At 69.8% G+C, this 15,733-nt stretch carries 16 protein-coding genes; 12 read left to right on the forward strand and 4 right to left on the reverse strand.

What is annotated here, in order from left to right:
• Positions 1–198: 198 nt before the first annotated feature.
• The 5 genes from FGL15_RS20775 to pgm all read left to right on the forward strand — a co-directional run bounded on the left by FGL15_RS20775 (position 199) and on the right by pgm (position 4,228).
• Entirely contained in the window at positions 199–990 is a 792-nt protein-coding gene (locus FGL15_RS20775; protein ID WP_138945465.1) for a hypothetical protein, read from the forward strand.
• Positions 972–1,766: an alpha/beta hydrolase gene (locus FGL15_RS06785; RefSeq protein WP_240773828.1), complete on the forward strand. Its 795-nt coding sequence runs from the start codon at positions 972–974 to the stop codon at positions 1,764–1,766. Before FGL15_RS20775 ends, FGL15_RS06785 begins: the two co-directional genes overlap by 19 nt.
• A gap of 125 nt (positions 1,767–1,891) precedes the next feature.
• Complete coding sequence (locus FGL15_RS06790) at positions 1,892–2,137, forward strand: ribbon-helix-helix protein, CopG family (protein ID WP_138945467.1); 246 nt, start codon at positions 1,892–1,894, stop codon at positions 2,135–2,137.
• The gene (locus FGL15_RS06795; RefSeq protein WP_138945468.1) at positions 2,134–2,580 is read left to right on the forward strand and encodes a TA system VapC family ribonuclease toxin; all 447 of its coding nucleotides are present in this window, start codon (positions 2,134–2,136) and stop codon (positions 2,578–2,580) included. Before FGL15_RS06790 ends, FGL15_RS06795 begins: the two co-directional genes overlap by 4 nt.
• A gap of 28 nt (positions 2,581–2,608) precedes the next feature.
• Positions 2,609–4,228: a phosphoglucomutase (alpha-D-glucose-1,6-bisphosphate-dependent) gene (pgm, locus tag FGL15_RS06800; RefSeq protein ID WP_138945469.1), complete on the forward strand. Its 1,620-nt coding sequence runs from the start codon at positions 2,609–2,611 to the stop codon at positions 4,226–4,228.
• Positions 4,229–4,272: 44 nt separating this feature from the next.
• Here the strand turns inward: pgm and FGL15_RS06805 are convergent, their stop codons facing one another.
• On the reverse strand, positions 4,273–5,124 hold the full coding sequence (locus FGL15_RS06805) for a M15 family metallopeptidase (protein ID WP_240773830.1): 852 nt from the start codon (positions 5,122–5,124) through the stop codon (positions 4,273–4,275).
• Positions 5,125–5,205: 81 nt separating this feature from the next.
• On the opposite strand from FGL15_RS06805, the gene FGL15_RS06810 reads away from it, so the two are divergent.
• The 4 genes from FGL15_RS06810 to FGL15_RS06825 all read left to right on the forward strand — a co-directional run bounded on the left by FGL15_RS06810 (position 5,206) and on the right by FGL15_RS06825 (position 11,105).
• Complete coding sequence (locus FGL15_RS06810) at positions 5,206–6,300, forward strand: alpha/beta hydrolase (RefSeq protein ID WP_138945470.1); 1,095 nt, start codon at positions 5,206–5,208, stop codon at positions 6,298–6,300.
• Between the two features lie 109 nt (positions 6,301–6,409).
• A complete protein-coding gene (locus FGL15_RS06815; protein WP_138945471.1) occupies positions 6,410–8,203 on the forward strand; it encodes an MDR family MFS transporter in 1,794 nt (597 codons plus the stop codon).
• Positions 8,204–8,476: 273 nt separating this feature from the next.
• Complete coding sequence (locus tag FGL15_RS06820; RefSeq protein ID WP_138945472.1) at positions 8,477–9,955, forward strand: GH1 family beta-glucosidase; 1,479 nt, start codon at positions 8,477–8,479, stop codon at positions 9,953–9,955.
• A gap of 136 nt (positions 9,956–10,091) precedes the next feature.
• Positions 10,092–11,105 (forward strand): LacI family DNA-binding transcriptional regulator, encoded by a 1,014-nt coding sequence (locus FGL15_RS06825; RefSeq protein ID WP_138945473.1) that lies wholly within the window; start codon positions 10,092–10,094, stop codon positions 11,103–11,105.
• 78 nt (positions 11,106–11,183) lie between these two features.
• Here FGL15_RS06825 and FGL15_RS06830 read toward each other — a convergent pair whose 3' ends face one another.
• A complete protein-coding gene (locus FGL15_RS06830) occupies positions 11,184–12,050 on the reverse strand; it encodes a site-specific DNA-methyltransferase (protein ID WP_079706442.1) in 867 nt (288 codons plus the stop codon).
• 70 nt (positions 12,051–12,120) lie between these two features.
• Between FGL15_RS06830 and FGL15_RS06835 the strand changes: the two genes are divergently transcribed.
• From FGL15_RS06835 to FGL15_RS06845, 3 genes are read left to right on the forward strand one after another with little or no spacing between them, the layout of a single operon-like run.
• Positions 12,121–12,414, forward strand: coding sequence for a GNAT family N-acetyltransferase (locus tag FGL15_RS06835; protein ID WP_138945474.1), 294 nt, complete (start codon positions 12,121–12,123; stop codon positions 12,412–12,414).
• 60 nt (positions 12,415–12,474) lie between these two features.
• Positions 12,475–13,395 carry a polyphosphate kinase 2 gene (ppk2, locus tag FGL15_RS06840; RefSeq protein WP_138945475.1) on the forward strand — a complete coding sequence of 307 codons (921 nt, stop codon included), beginning with the start codon at positions 12,475–12,477 and terminating at the stop codon, positions 13,393–13,395.
• Positions 13,396–13,434: 39 nt separating this feature from the next.
• Positions 13,435–13,935, forward strand: coding sequence for a hypothetical protein (locus tag FGL15_RS06845; protein WP_138945476.1), 501 nt, complete (start codon positions 13,435–13,437; stop codon positions 13,933–13,935).
• Positions 13,936–14,007: 72 nt separating this feature from the next.
• Here FGL15_RS06845 and FGL15_RS06850 read toward each other — a convergent pair whose 3' ends face one another.
• A complete protein-coding gene (locus FGL15_RS06850; protein ID WP_138945477.1) occupies positions 14,008–14,553 on the reverse strand; it encodes a HEAT repeat domain-containing protein in 546 nt (181 codons plus the stop codon).
• A 91-nt stretch (positions 14,554–14,644) separates the two neighbouring features.
• Positions 14,645–15,694, reverse strand: coding sequence for a biotin/lipoate A/B protein ligase family protein (locus FGL15_RS06855; RefSeq protein ID WP_138945478.1), 1,050 nt, complete (start codon positions 15,692–15,694; stop codon positions 14,645–14,647).
• Between the last annotated feature and the right edge of the window lie 39 nt (positions 15,695–15,733).

Genomic DNA, 15,733 nt, shown 5'->3' on the forward strand with positions numbered 1-15,733 from the left:
GGCCATTTCGGCCCCGATACCCCCCGTTTTGAGCTATTCAAATCACGCCACTACCCGCCACAATGGATACAAGGGTGTATTGAGCGCTGCCGCTCGTCTCGGGAAGCGAGTTCACGGCCGTTCGTCTCCCCGATCTCGATGCGCGATCCATGTCGTGCGAGGCTCCACCCGACGGGCTGAGACAGGAACAGGAGTGACGTGACGAGTGTCTTCACCGACGCCGCCCCGCGGTCCACTCCCCGACTGATTCTGGCGGGCGGCGGCGAGGCCGCGTTCAGCCTCGGCTCTTCCTGGAGCCTCCCGTCGTTGTCGCTGCCGACCTGGGTCCACCGACCGATCTCGGCAGCCCGCGCGACACTCGTCAAGTCGCTCGTCATGACCGTCGCGATCGCCGCGATCCTGGCCGGCGTCGTCACGGTGACGCAGACCTCGACCGCCGGTGCGAGCGCGATCTCCGCAACGGACTTCGCGCCGGCGGCCTCCTCCGTCCCGACGATGACGGCCGCGGCCTTCACGACGGCCTATGCAGGAGATCTCGCTGCGGCGGCGACGGCCCTCACGGCGATGTCGTCGCCACAGGTCGCCGAACTGTGGACCGAGCTCACCCCGGGGTACCGCGCGTTGCTCATCACCGGGTACCCGGCGATCATCGGCAACCTCGAGGGTGTCGCCTACACGGACCGGGCGACGGCCAACGTCTCCCGCCTCGCCGGCCTCCTCGCCGACACCGAGGCGAGCTACCGCTCGCTGACGGTGAGCAGCGACCAGGTCGACGGGCAGGCGGACTCGGCGGCGCTCGCCACGACCCTGTCGCGCCTGGACGCGATCAAGCTACTCGTCGACCGGTACACGCCGGACGCGATCGCCGCCCGCCTCCAGCCCGAGTACCTCATCACCCTGCAGGCGGCCGGCTCAGGACCCCGCGGGTCGCGGTCGCCGTCGGAGACGTTGACACCGCCGCCTACGTCACGGTGCTCGTCCCCGGGATGAACAGCAGCGCGCTCGAGCTCGACGACTACCTGCGCGGAGCGAAGCGCATCCAGACCGCTGCCGCCGACAGCGCGGTGATCCTCTGGATCGGCGGACACAGCCCGAGCGCGCTCGAGGTGCCGTCGAACGACCGGGCCGTCGAGGGCGCACCGCTGCTCGCCGGAGTGCTCGCCGGATACGACGCCGTCCGTTCCGCGCACGGTGTCGTCTCACAGCTGAGCGTCGTGGCGCACTCCTACGGCACGGCGACGGCCTCGCTCGCGTTGGCGTCCGGCGACTACCACGTCGACGACTTCGTCATGCTCGGTTCGGCCGGCATCCCGACGGAGATCGGGATCGACGATCTGCACATCCCGGCCAGCCGCGTGTACGCCTCCCAGGCGAGCGCCGACACCCTCGCCGGCCTCGGCCAGCTCCTATCCGGTCGGGCCGACCCCGCGACGAGCTCCTGGGGCGCGACCACCTTCGGCTCGGACGGGCTGACCCTCGGCGATGGTGACCACCTCGGCGCCGTCGACGGACACAACGCGGTCGGGTCGAGCAACGCCGACGACCGGGGCAAGTACCTCGGGCCGGCGACCGAGAGCCTCTACGCGATCCAGCGCATCGTCACGGGTCAGGGCTACGCGGTCGCCGACCTGACGACGCCCGGGTCGTCCCACCAGCGCGCCTCCGTGCCGGATGCCGCGGGCGCCGGTGCGGGCACATCCACGACGAACACCTCCACGACCGCCTCCGCTTCCGCCTCGGCCGCGGCGCTCCTCGCCACTCGCTAGTCGACGGCCCTCCACAGGCACCCGAGGCAGCGATCGCTCCACAGATCCGCGTCGGCTCACTCCTGCGCCGATGGAACCCGACAGCGTCGTTGACATACCGACATACGCCTTCGTAGGCTCGGGTCATGCGAACGACCATCCGACTCGCCGACGAGTTCTACGAGGCCGTCCGCGAGCACGCCTCGCAGGAGGGGAAGACCGTGACCGCCTACATCGAAGAGGCCCTGCGCGCGAAGCTGGCCGCTGCGGCCACACCGCCCGAGCGGGAGCCGTACAAGGTCGTCCCGTTCCGCGGCGGGCGCGGGCCTCGGCCAGGCATCGATCTGACGAACAACGCGCAGCTGCAGGACATCATGGACGGACTCGAGTGAAGGTTCCGGACGTCAACGTCCTCGTGGGCGCCTTCCGGGACGACGATCCGAATCACCTCGCCCTCGTCCGCTGGCTCGAATCCGCGGTGGCCGCCGACGAACCACTCGGCGTCAGCGACAGCGTGCTGGCCGCATACGTCAGGATCGTCACGAATCGTCGGATCTTCGATCCGCCGACGCCGCTCCTGCAAGCACTCGAATCCGCGGACGACCTCCGGCGTGCAGACGGCGTACGACCGGTCCATCCGGGCCCATCGTTCTGGAGGCTCTTCGTCCGGTTGTGCCAGGAGTCCGGTGTCGCCGGACCTCAGGTCGCCGACGCAGCCCACGCCGCGCTCGCGATCGAACACCGGGCGACCTTCGTGACGCTCGATCGCGACTTCGCGCGCTTCCCGGATCTCCGGTGGGAATCGCCACTCGCCACGGGTCAAGCGCCTTCCTGACATCGGTCGTTCCTGCCAGACTGGTGCGATGAACGATCGCGCAGGTACCCCCGCCACCGAAGCAGATCTGATCGACGTCCCGTCGCTCATCGACGCGTACTACACGCTGAAGCCGGACGTCTCGATCCCCGAGCAGCGGGTGGTGTTCGGAACTTCCGGCCACCGCGGCTCCTCGCTGAACACCGCGTTCAACCAGGACCACATCGCCGCCACCACGCAGGCGATCGTCGAGTACCGCGCTGGCCAGGGGATCACCGGGCCGCTCTTCATCGGTTCCGACACCCACGCGCTCAGCGGGCCGGCGCAGACGACCGCCCTCGAGGTCCTGGTCGCCAACGGTGTGCGCGTCCTGGTCGACGAGTTCGACGACTTCGTGCCGACCCCCGCGCTCAGCCACGCGATCCTCAAGTACAACGCCGAGGGCAACGGCGACCAGGCGGACGGCATCGTCGTCACCCCCAGCCACAACCCGCCGGCCGACGGCGGCTTCAAGTACAACCCCCCGCACGGCGGACCCGCCGACTCCGACGCGACCTCCTGGATCGCGAACCGTGCCAACGAGCTCATCGCCGGTGGGCTGCACGACGTCAAGATGGCAGAACCGTCCGCCGTCGAGACGTACGACTTCCGCGGCAACTACGTCGACGACCTGAAGCACATCATCAACCTCGACGCCATCAAGCGCAGCGGGATCCGCATCGGTGCCGACCCTCTCGGCGGCGCGAGCGTCCACTACTGGCAGGCGATCGCCGACCGCTACGAGATCGACCTCACCGTCGTGAACCCGCACGTCGACCCGGCCTGGGCGTTCATGACCCTCGACTGGGACGGCAAGATCCGCATGGACCCGTCGTCGCCCTCCGCCATGGCGGCGCTCGTCGCACGACGCGACGAGTTCGACCTCCTCACCGGCAACGACGCCGACGCCGACCGCCACGGCATCGTCACGCCCGACGCCGGGCTCATGAACCCCAACCACTACCTCGCCGTCGCGATCGACTACCTGTACGCGAACCGGCCGGGCTGGCGCGACGACGCAGCCGTGGGCAAGACCCTCGTGTCGTCGTCGGTCGTCGACCGCGTGGCCGAGTCCCTCGGACGCCGCCTCTGGGAGGTCCCGGTCGGCTTCAAGTGGTTCGTCCCCGGTCTCGTCGACGGCTCGGTCGGCTTCGGTGGCGAGGAGAGCGCCGGCGCGAGCTTCCTCCGCTTCGACGGCTCGGTGTGGACCACCGACAAGGACGGCATCCTCCTCTGTCTGCTCGCCGCCGAGATCCTCGCCGTGACGGGCAAGACCCCCTCGGTGCTCTACCGCGAACTCACCGAGCGCTTCGGCGACCCCGTGTACGAGCGTGTCGACGCCGCAGCCTCGAAGGAACAGAAGGCACGGCTCGGCAAGCTCGACGGCGACGCCATCACGGCGACCGAGCTCGCCGGCGACCCGATCGTCGCGAAGCTCAGTCACGCGCCGGGCAACGACGCGGCCATCGGCGGCGTCAAGGTCGTGACCGAGCACGCGTGGTTCGCCGCGCGTCCGTCCGGCACCGAGGACGTCTACAAGATCTACGCCGAGTCGTTCAAGGGCGCGGAGCACCTCAAGCTCGTCCAGGCGGAGGCGAAGCAGATCGTCGACGCCGCCCTCGGCGCCTAGGCCTCACCCCGCGCTCCGCCCCGGTCCCTGAGCCTGTCGAAGGGCTAACTCAGGTACCCGGGCGCCGCCGGGAGCCCGAAGAACTCCTCGAGCGTCGTGACGCCCGTGTTGTGCATCTCGGTCGCGAGCGGCACGCCGATGTAGCGGTAGTGCCACGGTTCGAACGAGAAGCCGGTGACGTCGACCTTGTCGGCCGGGTACCGCAGGAGGAACCCGAAGCGGTAGGCGTTCGCGGCGAGCCACTGGCCCTCCGCCGTGTCGCCGAAGCAGGTGTTGAGCGAGCAGTTGCCGCTCTCGGCACCGATGTCCATCGTCCAGCCGGTCTGGTGCTCGCTGTAGCCGGGGCGCGCCGTCGTCGAATCGTCGGGTTCGCTGTCATACACCGACACCTGGCTCGAGTAGCTGCGGTACGCGCTGTTCGAAGCGAGCGACAGGCCGGCCTCGGCTGAAGCGGTGTCGAACAGCTGCACGATCGCGGCGGCAGCCTCGGCACGCAACAGCGGGTCCCACGTGTGGGCGACGGGGACGGACACGAGGTCCGGTGGTGTGTAGTCGACCGGGTTCAGCGGCCGGGTCTTGTTGACGACCACCCATGGGCTCAGCGGGTCGTCGATCGAGTAGGCGGCCTTGTCGAACGCCGGCGGGGCCGGAGGCGCGACCGGTACCGTCTCCGTCGGGGTCGGCGTGGGGGTCGGCGTCGGGGTCACGGACGGGGTCGCGCTCGGCGTCTTCGTGGCGGCGGCCGGGGTGGGCGTGGCGCCGCCGGCGATGTTGACGACGAGCACCACGAGCAGGATCGCGAGCGCGGCGGCCAGGACGCTCAACGCGATCACGCGGTTGCGTCGGACGCGCCGCGAAACCGGGCGTCGGTGGGAGGGCTGGTGGGCTGCGGTCACACGTCGAGCCTAACCGCGACACGGCGCATGCGCCTCTGCCACACTGTCGACAGGCTTGCACACCGGACGAGGGGCCCGACCATGACCGCAGGGACGCCAGCACACCACGCGCCGACGCACCGGAAGCGCCCGCGGTTCCGTCGGCTCCTGACCGCGGCCGCCGTCGTGATCGGTCTCGGCCTCGTCGTCGCGGTCATCGCAGCCATCACCCCGTGGCCGTCCGCGCTCCTCATCCGCTCGGTGTTCGAACGCGGCGGTGCTGCGACGGTCGCCGAGATGGAACCATACGTCCCCGACACGAAGCTCACGGAGTTCCGCGACATCACGTACGCGGCACCGAGCGGCGGCCGGCCACAGGTGGACACCACCCTCGACGTCTTCACTCCCGCGGCGGGCACCGAACCGCTGACCACGATCGTCTGGATCCACGGCGGCGCCTGGATCTCCGGCGAGAAGGGCAACGTCGAGCCCTACCTCCGCATCCTCGCAGCAGCGGGGTACACGACGATCGCCGTCAACTACACGATCGCTCCCGAGGCCGTCTATCCGACGGCCGTGAACCAACTCAACGACGCCCTCGCGTACATCTCGGAGCACGCCGCCGAGTGGAACGGGAACCCGGACCGCCTGGTGCTCGCGGGCGACTCAGCGGGATCGCAGCTCGCCAGCCAGCTCGCCGTCCTGACGACCAACCCGGACTACGCGACGCTGTCGGGCATGACGCCGGGGATCGAGGCCGACCAGCTCGTCGGGGCCATCCTCAACTGCGGGGTCTACGACCTGCCGGCGATGGCCGAGCTCGACGGCATCGGCGCCTGGGGCCTCCAGACCGCCCTCTGGGCCTACGCGGGCACGAAGGACTGGTCGGAGACGTCGACCGGGACGCTCATGTCGACGGTCGACTTCGTCACCGCCGACTTCCCGCCGACCTTCATCACCGGCGGGAACGGCGACGCGCTCACCTGGCTGCAGTCGGTCCCGATGAGCCGGGCGCTCGAGGACGCGGGCGTCGACGTCACGAAGCTGTTCTGGGCCGCGGACCACGAGCCGGCACTCCCCCACGAGTACCAGTTCCACCTCGACCTCGACGACGCCCACGTGGCACTCACCGCCACCCTGGACTACCTCGCGGCGCTCGACGCGAACCTCGACGCAGCGCCGACCACCACGCCCTGACCGGAGCGGTTGCCGCGGAACTTGCGCCGGGTGTAAGTTTGCACACTACGCAAAATCCCCAACGTCGGTGCGCCTGCAAACCGGCGCGCCCAGAGTCGAACGAGACCGCATGTCATCCAGTTCCCCCGCCTCGACCGAGCCGTCGGGATCCGCCCCCGTCCTCAGCCACCGGCAGATCCTCTTCATCATCTTCGGCCTCATGGCCGGGATGTTCCTCTCCGCGCTGGACCAGACCATCGTCGGCACCTCGATGCGCACGATCGCCGACGACCTCGACGGCATGGCCCTCCAGGCGTGGGTCACCACCGCGTACCTGATCACCTCGACCGTCTCGACGCCGATCTACGGCAAGCTGTCCGACATCTTCGGCCGCCGCCCGCTGTTCATCATCGCGATCTCGATCTTCCTCATCGGCTCGCTCCTCGCCGGCATGTCCGGTTCGATGTACGAGCTGGCGATCTTCCGCGCCATCCAGGGCCTCGGCGCCGGTGGCCTGATGGCCCTGCCGCTGACGATCATGGGCGACATGCTGGCTCCGCGCGAGCGCGCCAAGTACCAGGGGTACTTCCTCGCGGTCTTCGGCGTCTCGAGCGTCATCGGCCCGCTGATCGGCGGCCTGTTCGCCGGTGCCCCCGAGCTGCTGTTCATCACCGGTTGGCGCTGGGTGTTCCTCATCAACCTGCCGATCGGCGTCATCGCGCTCGCGATCGTCCTCCGCTTCCTGCACATCCCGCACACGCGCCACAGCGTCCGCATCGACTGGTGGGGTGCCGCCACGGTCGTCCTCGCCGTCGTGCCCCTGCTGCTCGTCGCCGAGCAGGGCCGCATCTGGGGCTGGGCCTCGGCCGGGTCCATCGCCTGCTACGCCATCGGGGTCGCCGGCATCATCGGGTTCATCCTCGTCGAGCGGGCCATGCGCGACGACGCACTCATCCCGTTGAAGCTGTTCAAGAACTCCACCTTCCGGGTCGCGACCATCCTCGGCGTGCTCGTCGGGTTCGGCATGTTCGGCGCGATGATGACGGTGCCGCTGTTCCTCCAGCTCGTCGAGGGTGCGACGCCGACCGAGTCCGGTCTGCTGATGCTGCCGATGATCCTCGGCCTCATGATCTCCTCGATCGCGAGCGGCCAGATCATCGCACGCACGGGCAAGTACAAGGCGTTCCCGATCGTCGGTACCTTCCTGCTCCTGAGCGGCTTCTTCTACTTCAGCTTCGCGACGGCCGACAAGCCGGTCTGGTGGATGATGGGCGGCATGCTGCTCGTCGGCCTCGGACTCGGCCAGCTGATGCAGACGCTGACGATCGCGAGCCAGAACGCCGTCGAGGCACGCGACATCGGGGTGGCGACGAGCTCGTCGACCTTCTTCCGCCAGATCGGTGGAACGTTGGGCACGGCCGTCATCTTCTCCGTGCTCTACACGCGACTCCCCGACACGATCGGTGCGGCGTTCAAGGACCCGACGCTGCTCGCGAACGCCCAGGCTGCGGCGCAGGACCCTGCCGTGCTCTCCGATCCCGCCAACACGGGGATCCTGGACGTGCTCTCCAAGGTGCAGTCCGGCGGCTCGGCCGGTTCCGCGCTCGACGGCGACACCTCGTTCCTCGTCGGTGCGAACCACGACCTGGCCGCGCCGTTCCTCACGGGGTTCGCGGACGCGACCGTGACCGTGTTCTGGGTGAGCTTCGCGGTGGTCGCCGTCGCGTTCGTGCTGAGCTGGTTCCTGAAGGCGCCGCCGCTGCGGGCGAAGTCCGCACTGCAGGAGCGCACCGACGCCCAGGCCGCGGAGGACGCCGAGGACGAGTTGTCGCTCGCCGCCCAGCGCGCCGCCGAGCTGGCGGGGTCGCAGCTGTCGCCCGACACCGCGAGCAACCGCGTCGTCGATCCCTCCGCCCGTCGCTGAGCCTCGTTCGCTGGTTTGCCAGCGCGGTGCGCTGACGTGAGCGAGGGGTGACCGCCGCCAGCGCACCGCGCTGAAGGGGTCATCCGGGTGCCAGCGCGGTGCGCTGACGTGAGCGCTGTCGAATCGGCGTCACCGCGGCCCCAGCACGTGAGCGCGCCCCTCCGGAGGGGCGCGCTCACGCCGCAGACCCGCGCTCGCGTGAGCGCACCGCGCTGGCGCCACACCCCCACCCAACCCAAAACCAGCATGAGAGCGCTCTCAGCAGGCGATAGCATGGGCGTGCACCCAGCCACGAGGAGCTTCGATGACGCACGCCCCCAGCCCACCACCCGTCCGGCCCTGATCCTGCCGCCGTTCATCTGGGGATCCGCCACCGCGGCCGCCCAGGTCGAGGGAGCAGCGCACGAGGACGGCAAGGAGGACTCCATCTGGGATGCCTTCGCCCGGGTGCCCGGCGCGATCGCCAACGGTGACGACCTCGAGGTCGCCGTCGACCACTACCACCGCACCGCCGGCGACGTCGCGATCATGTCCGAGCTGGGCCTCGACGCCTACCGCTTCTCCACGAGCTGGGCGCGCATCAAGCCGGGCGACCGCGACGTCAACCCCGCCGGCCTCGACTTCTACAGCCGTCTCGTCGACCAGCTCCTCGACGCCGGCATCCTCCCCTGGCTCACCCTGTACCACTGGGACCTCCCGCAGGCGCTCGAGGAGCAGGGCGGCTGGACGAACCGCGACACCGCGCTGCGATTCGTCGACTACGCCGAGGCGACCTACGAGGCGCTCGGCGACCGCGTCCGGCACTGGACGACGTTCAACGAACCATTCTGCTCCTCCTTGCTCGGCTATGCGGTCGGCGTGCACGCACCCGGCCGACGCGACGAGGCCGCAGCACTCGCCGCCATCCACCACCAGCACCTCGCGCACGGCCTGGCGACCACGCGCCTCCGCGAGCTCGGTGCCGAGCAGATCGGCATCACCCTCAACCTCACCAATGCGATCCCGGCGGACCCCACCGACCCGGCCGACATCGACGCCGCCCGCCGCGTCGACGGCATCATGAACCGCATCTTCCTCGAACCGATCGTCCTCGGCGAGTACCCGGCCGACGTCGCGCAGGACCTCGAGGGCCTCGGCCTCGACACACTCGTCCACGACGGCGACCTCGAGACCACCTCCGCCCCGATCGACTTCCTCGGCGTCAACCACTACCACGACGACCTCGTGTCGGGTCACCCCGACGACTCCGGCGCCGACGGCGGCCACTCCGGTGCGACCGAGCGCGAGGCCGGTTCGCCGTGGCTCGCCTCCCCCGACATCTCCTTCCCGAGCCGCGGACTCCCGCGCACCGCGATGGACTGGGAGGTGCACCCCGCCGGCCTCCGCACCCTGCTCGTCCGGCTCGGCCGCGAGTACCCGACGCTGCCGCCGCTGTACGTGACCGAGAACGGCGCGGCCTACGACGACGTCGTCGCGGAGGACGGCCGCATCCACGACGTCGACCGCGACGCCTTCATCCAGGACCACATCGACCAGGTGGAACTCGCGATCGCCGACGGCGCCGACGTGCGCGGCTACTTCGTCTGGTCACTGCTCGACAACTTCGAGTGGGCGTACGGCTACGACAAGCGGTTCGGCATCGTGCGGGTCGATTACGACACGCAGGAGCGCACGATCAAGGACAGCGGACTCGCGTACGCACGCCGCATCGCCGCCTCGCGTGTGGTGCCCGCCGTGGCGGAGCTTCCCTGACGCAGGAACACTCCGGCGTGTCGCGATCGAGGGCCGCGACACGCCGGTCACCTCCTGAGCGGCGGCACCGGCCACGGACGTCCAGACGCCCGGCGATACACTGCACTCGGCACGCTCACCCGCTCGGAAGGGGACGATGATGCAGTCCGGTCAAGGAGCCCCCACGCTCGAGATGGTGGCGGCACGCGCAGGGGTCTCCCGCGCGACCGTGTCGCGCGTCGTCAACGGCTCGCCGAAGGTCACGGCCGAGGTCGTCGCGGTCGTGAACGAGGCGATCGCCGCGCTCGACTACGTCCCGAACCGCGCCGCTCGGTCGCTGGCCTCCCGCCGGACCCAGGTCATCGCGCTCGTCGTCCCGGAGTCGACCGCCCGGGTGTTCTCGGACCCCTTCTTCGCGTCGGTCGTGCAGGGAGTGGCCCTCGAGCTGGCGGAGACCGACTACACACTCAACCTTCTCATCGCGAGTGAGGCGAACTCCGAGAAGACCCGCCGCTACCTGCTCGGCGGCAACGTCGACGGCGCGCTCGTCGTGTCACACCACAGCGGTGACCACTCGTACACCCGGCTCGGCCAGGAGCTCCCGATCGTGTTCGGCGGTCGCCCGATGGGTGCCGACGTCGTCGACAGCACCTACGTCGACGTCGACAACGTCGAGGGCGCGAGGACCGCGGCCCGCCACCTCATCGAGGCCGGCCGGACGCGGATCGCGACGATCGCGGGTCGCCAGGACATGCCCGGTGGTGTCGACCGACTCGCCGGGTGGCGCGCGGAGCTCGAACTCGCGGGCCTGCCGCACGATCTCGTCGAAGTGGGCGACTTCTCCCCCGCCGACGGCGCTGCGGCGATGCGTCGTCTCCTCGCCCGGGGCGTGCCCATCGACGGGCTCTTCGCCGCGAACGACCAGATGGCCGCCGGCGCCTACTCCGTCATCCGGGAGGCCGGGCTGACGATCCCGGGCGACATCGCGGTCGTGGGGTACGACGACGACCGCTACGGCGAGACGGCCGCACCGCCGCTCACGACGATCGCGCAGTCGCCCGTCGACCTCGGTGCTGAGATGGCGAGGGTGCTGGTCCGTCGCCTCGCGGGCGAGCCGGTCGAGCGCGTCACGATGATGCCGACCCGCCTCGTCCCGCGCGCCTCCGTCTGACCCTCCCCGCCAGCCCGCGAACTGTCACCAGACGACAGTCCCGGGCGCAGCGATTGTGCTGAACTGACAGTTCGCGGGCTAGGAGAGGCGGGCGCGGATGATCTCGAGCGCCTGCGGGTTCTCGTCGACGAGGACGTACCGACGACCGAGCGCCTTCGCGACCGCCCCCGTCGTGCCGCTGCCGGCGAAGAAGTCGAGCACCCAGTCGCCCTCACGGGAGGACGCCTGCACGATGCGACGCAGGATCCCTTCCGGCTTCTGCGTCGGGTAGCCGGTCTTCTCGCGACCGGTCGGCGACACGATCGTGTGCCACCAGACGTCGGTGGGAAGCTTGCCGCGCGCCGCCTTCTCCGCGGTGACGAGCCCGGGCGCCATGTAGGGCTCGCGGTCGACGGTCGCGTTGTCGAAGTGGTACCCCTTCGGGTCCTTCACGTAGACGAGGATCGTGTCGTGCTTCGTCGGCCAGCGGCTCTGCGCCTTCGCGCCGTAGTCGTAGGCCCAGATGATCTCGTTGAGGAAGCACTCCCGGCCGAAGAGCGCGTCGAGGAGCACCTTGGCGTAGTGCGCCTCGCGGTAGTCGAGGTGGAGGTAGAGGGTGCCGTCGGCGGCCAGGACGCGCCAGGCCTCGACGAGGCGCGGCTCGAGGAAGCCCCAGTAGTCGTCGAAGGCGTCGTCGAAGCGTCGGAGGTCGCCGCGGATGCGCTCGTACGCCTGCCCCTTGAAGCCGGCGAAACGGTTCACCCCCGTCTCAGCCGTCCGCACCGAGGTCGAGGAGTGACGACGCTGCACGCGGCCGGTGTTGAACGGCGGGTCGAGGTAGATGAGCGTGAACGACTCGTCGGGGAGCTGCGCCACGACGTCGAGGTTGTCGCCCTCGAGGACGAGGTCGGGGCCGTCCGGGGTCCATCGCAGCGGCACTTCATCGGCTGCTGCGGCGAGGGACATGTGCCTATTCTGGCAGTCCGCTGCCCGCACACCCGGGAAGGAACGATCGGGCCCGCGCGTTGTACCGCGTATGACCACGGAGTTCACCAACGAGACCGATGCCCAGCGCTACACCATGCACGTCGACGGCCAGCTGGTGAGCGTCGTCGACTACCGGATCTCGGGCGACTCGATCTCGTTCCCCCGCACCTTCACCACGCCGCCCTTCCGCGGCAAGGGGTATGCGGGCGAACTCGTCACCTACGCGGTCGACGACGTCGAGCAGCACAGCGAGCGTCGGATCGTCCCGATGTGCTGGTACGTGGGCGAGTGGTTCGACGCGCACCCCGAGCGTCAGGACCTCCTCACCCGCTCAGCCGGCTAGCCACCAGCGCGTCACCCACCGGCCACCTGACGGTTACGCACGGGGACTAGCGTCCCGACCATGCAGCAGCTCGTCTCGCACTACGCCCCGCCGCCCGCGCTCGACCAGGTCGACGGCTACCAGGTGGTCGACGTCGACGACGACGACCCCATCCTGCTCGACGCCGCCGGCAGCCACATCGACACGTGGCGCGAGGGCTACCCGTATGCGGAGCGCATGTCGCGTGAACAGTACGAAAGCGACAAGCGGCTGCTCCAGATCGAGCTGCTGAAGCTGCAGAACTGGATCAAGGCGAACGACCGTCGGTTGGTCGTCGTGTTCGAGGGACGCGACGCAGCCGGCAAGGGCGGCACGATCAAGCGCTTCACCGAGCACCTCAACCCGCGCGGCGCCCGCGTCGTCGCGCTCGAGAAGCCGACCACCCGCGAGTCCACGCAGTGGTACTTCCAGCGCTACGTCCAGCACCTGCCGGCCGCCGGCGAGATCGTGCTGTTCGACCGGTCCTGGTACAACCGCGCGGGCGTCGAACGCGTGATGGGGTTCTGCAACCCGGCGCAGTACGACGAGTTCATGCGCCAGGCCCCGCTGTTCGAGCAGATGCTCGTCGGTGACGGCGTGGACCTCGTGAAGTTCTGGTTCTCCGTCTCCGCCGACGAGCAGCGCACACGCTTCGCGATCCGCCAGGTCGACCCGGTGCGGCAGTGGAAGCTCTCCCCCATGGACCTCGCCTCACTCGACAAGTGGGGCGACTACACCCGCGCGAAGGAGGCGATGCTCGAGGCGACGGACACGGCCGACGCCCCGTGGACGATCGTCAAGAGCAACGACAAGAAGCGCGCCAGGGTCGAGGCGATGCGGCATGTGCTGCACCGCTTCGACTACGACAACAAGGACCACGAGGTCGTGGGCACGCCCGACACCAACATCGTCGGGCCCGCGGCCTCGGTCTACGAACGCGGCGAGCGCAACGTCGGCGACTGAACCGGACGCCGGGCCGCAGCGCCCGCTATCCTCTGGATCATGCAGCCGAACCCGTCACCGTTGCGACGCCTCACCTCGTCGAGCGCGATCTACGGCACCGTCGTCTACGCCGGCCTCGTCGGCGCGTCGAGCGTGTACGAGGAGGACGACGTCGAGCAGGTGCTCATCACGAGCGCACTGACCCTCATCGTGTTCTGGCTCGCGCACGTCTACTCGGCCGCCCTCGCGCACCACGGTGACGACCGACACGAGGCGCTGGTGACGCTCGGCGCGTCGATCAGGCACGGGTTCCAGGAGTCGTCCGGGATGCTCCTGTCCGCCGTCCTTCCGACGATCCCGCTCGTGTTCGGCGTCGCCGGTGTGCTCAGCCATGAGCACGCTGTGATCCTGGCGTTGCAGGTGTCGACGCTGATGCTCTTCGTGCTCGGGTGCGCGGCGTTCGTGGTGCGAGGGTCACGCTGGTGGTGGTGTCTCCTCGGCGGCGTCGCGACGGCCCTGTTCGGGATCGTGATCATCCTGCTCGAGGCCGGCACCCACTAGCCCAGCCAGCGACGGGTCCCGAATGGCTGGTGTCGAGCGCCCGGGACCGACCGTTCGGGCCCCCTCGCGAGCTCAGCGGCGGGCGGCGAGCGCTTTCGCGGACTGCTGCGCGGCGCGACGGACCTCGCGGTCGGGGTCGCGGAGGAGCGCCTCGAGGAGCGGCTTGGCGTTGTCACCACCGACGACGGCGAGCGTCCGGGCTCCGGCTGCGCGCACGCGGGCGTGATCGTCGCTCAGCAGTGGTGCGATCGCGGCGACGTCGCCGATGCGGCGCTCGGCGCAGACGCGCGCGGCCATCTCGCGGACGCGCCAGGCCTGGTTGCCGAGTGCTCCGACGACGGGCGCGGTGGCCGAGTCGTCCCACACGTGCAGCAGGGCGCGGGTGCCCCAGAGCTCGGGCCAGTACAGCGCGGGCGCTCCGCCGAGGATGCCCTCGGCGTGGTGTCCGCCGACGACGCGGAGGAAGTCCTCACCCTCGTAGCGACCGGCGAGGAGGGACACGCAGCGTTCGACGACCCGGGTCTCGCTCTCCGCGGCCACCGCGTCGGCGAGCCGTTGCTCGAGGGACGCCTGCGTGGCGGGGGTCGACGGGTCGGGTGTCTCGTTCTGCGCTGTCATCGTCCCCCCACCCTAGCCCGCGAGCTGTCACCAACGGTGGGTGATGCAGGCCCGCACCCGCCACTGGTGACAGTTCGCGGGCTGCGGCAGGCTACGGGACGCGGGTGAGCCAGGCGTCGGTGGCGAACTTGTCGGCGACGAGCTGCTCGGCGGCGGCGCGCTCGGCGGCGGTGACGTGGCCGGGGGTCGCGCCGGTGATCTCGACGAAGGTGTCCTTCATGCGATCGATGATCTCGGCCCGCGAGAGCCCGGTCTGGCTGCGGAGCGGGTCGACGCGCTTGGCGGCGGAGGTGGTGCCCTTGTCGCTGAGCTTCTCGCGTCCGATGCGGAGCACCTGGGTCATGAGCTCGCCGTCCATGTCGTAGCTCATCGTGACGTGGTGCAGGACCGCGCCGTTCCCGAGTCGCTTCTGCGCGGCACCGCCGATCTTGCCCGACGGGCTCGTGATGTCGTTGAGCGGCTGGTACGTCGCCTCGATACCGAGCGAACGCAGGGCGACGAGCACCCAGTCGTCGAGGTAGGCGTAGGAGTCGGCGAAGGTCATGCCGTTCACGAGTTCGGCCGGCACGTAGAGCGAGTAGGTGATGATGCCACCGCGCTGCATCATCATCGCGCCACCGCCGGAGACGCGGCGGACGACCTCGAAGCCGTTCGCCTTGGCGTTGTCGAGGTCGACCTCGTTCTTGAGCGACTGGAAGCTGCCGATGACGACCGCCGACTGGTCCCACTCCCAGATGCGGAGCGTCGGACCGCGGCGGCCTTCGCCGACCTCGTTCGTCAGCACCTCGTCGAGCGCGAGGTGGAGCTGCGGTGACACCGAGCCCTCATGGATGAGCTGCCAGTCGTAGTCGCCCCAGCCCGTCGCCTTCGCGAGGGAGCGGCGAATGGCCGTCGCGACCGCCTCGGGCGTGAAGCCGAGGAGCACGGCGTCCTCCGGCAGGGCGCCGCGGATGGCGGCGGCGAGACCTGCGGCGTCCGTGGTGGCGGGGAGCCCCGTGACGGCGCGGTCGATCAGCGCCAGTGCGTCGTCGGGTTCGAGGAAGAAGTCACCCGCGAGGCGGAAGTCCGCGATGCGGTCGTCGACCACCTCGAGATCGACGACGACGAGCTTGCCACCCGGGACCTTGTACTCACCATGCATGCCCCCAGCCTATTCCTGGACGGCGTCCGGATTCCCCGG

This window comes from Plantibacter sp. M259 (genome assembly GCF_006065115.1).
Lineage (GTDB): Bacteria > Actinomycetota > Actinomycetes > Actinomycetales > Microbacteriaceae > Plantibacter > Plantibacter auratus.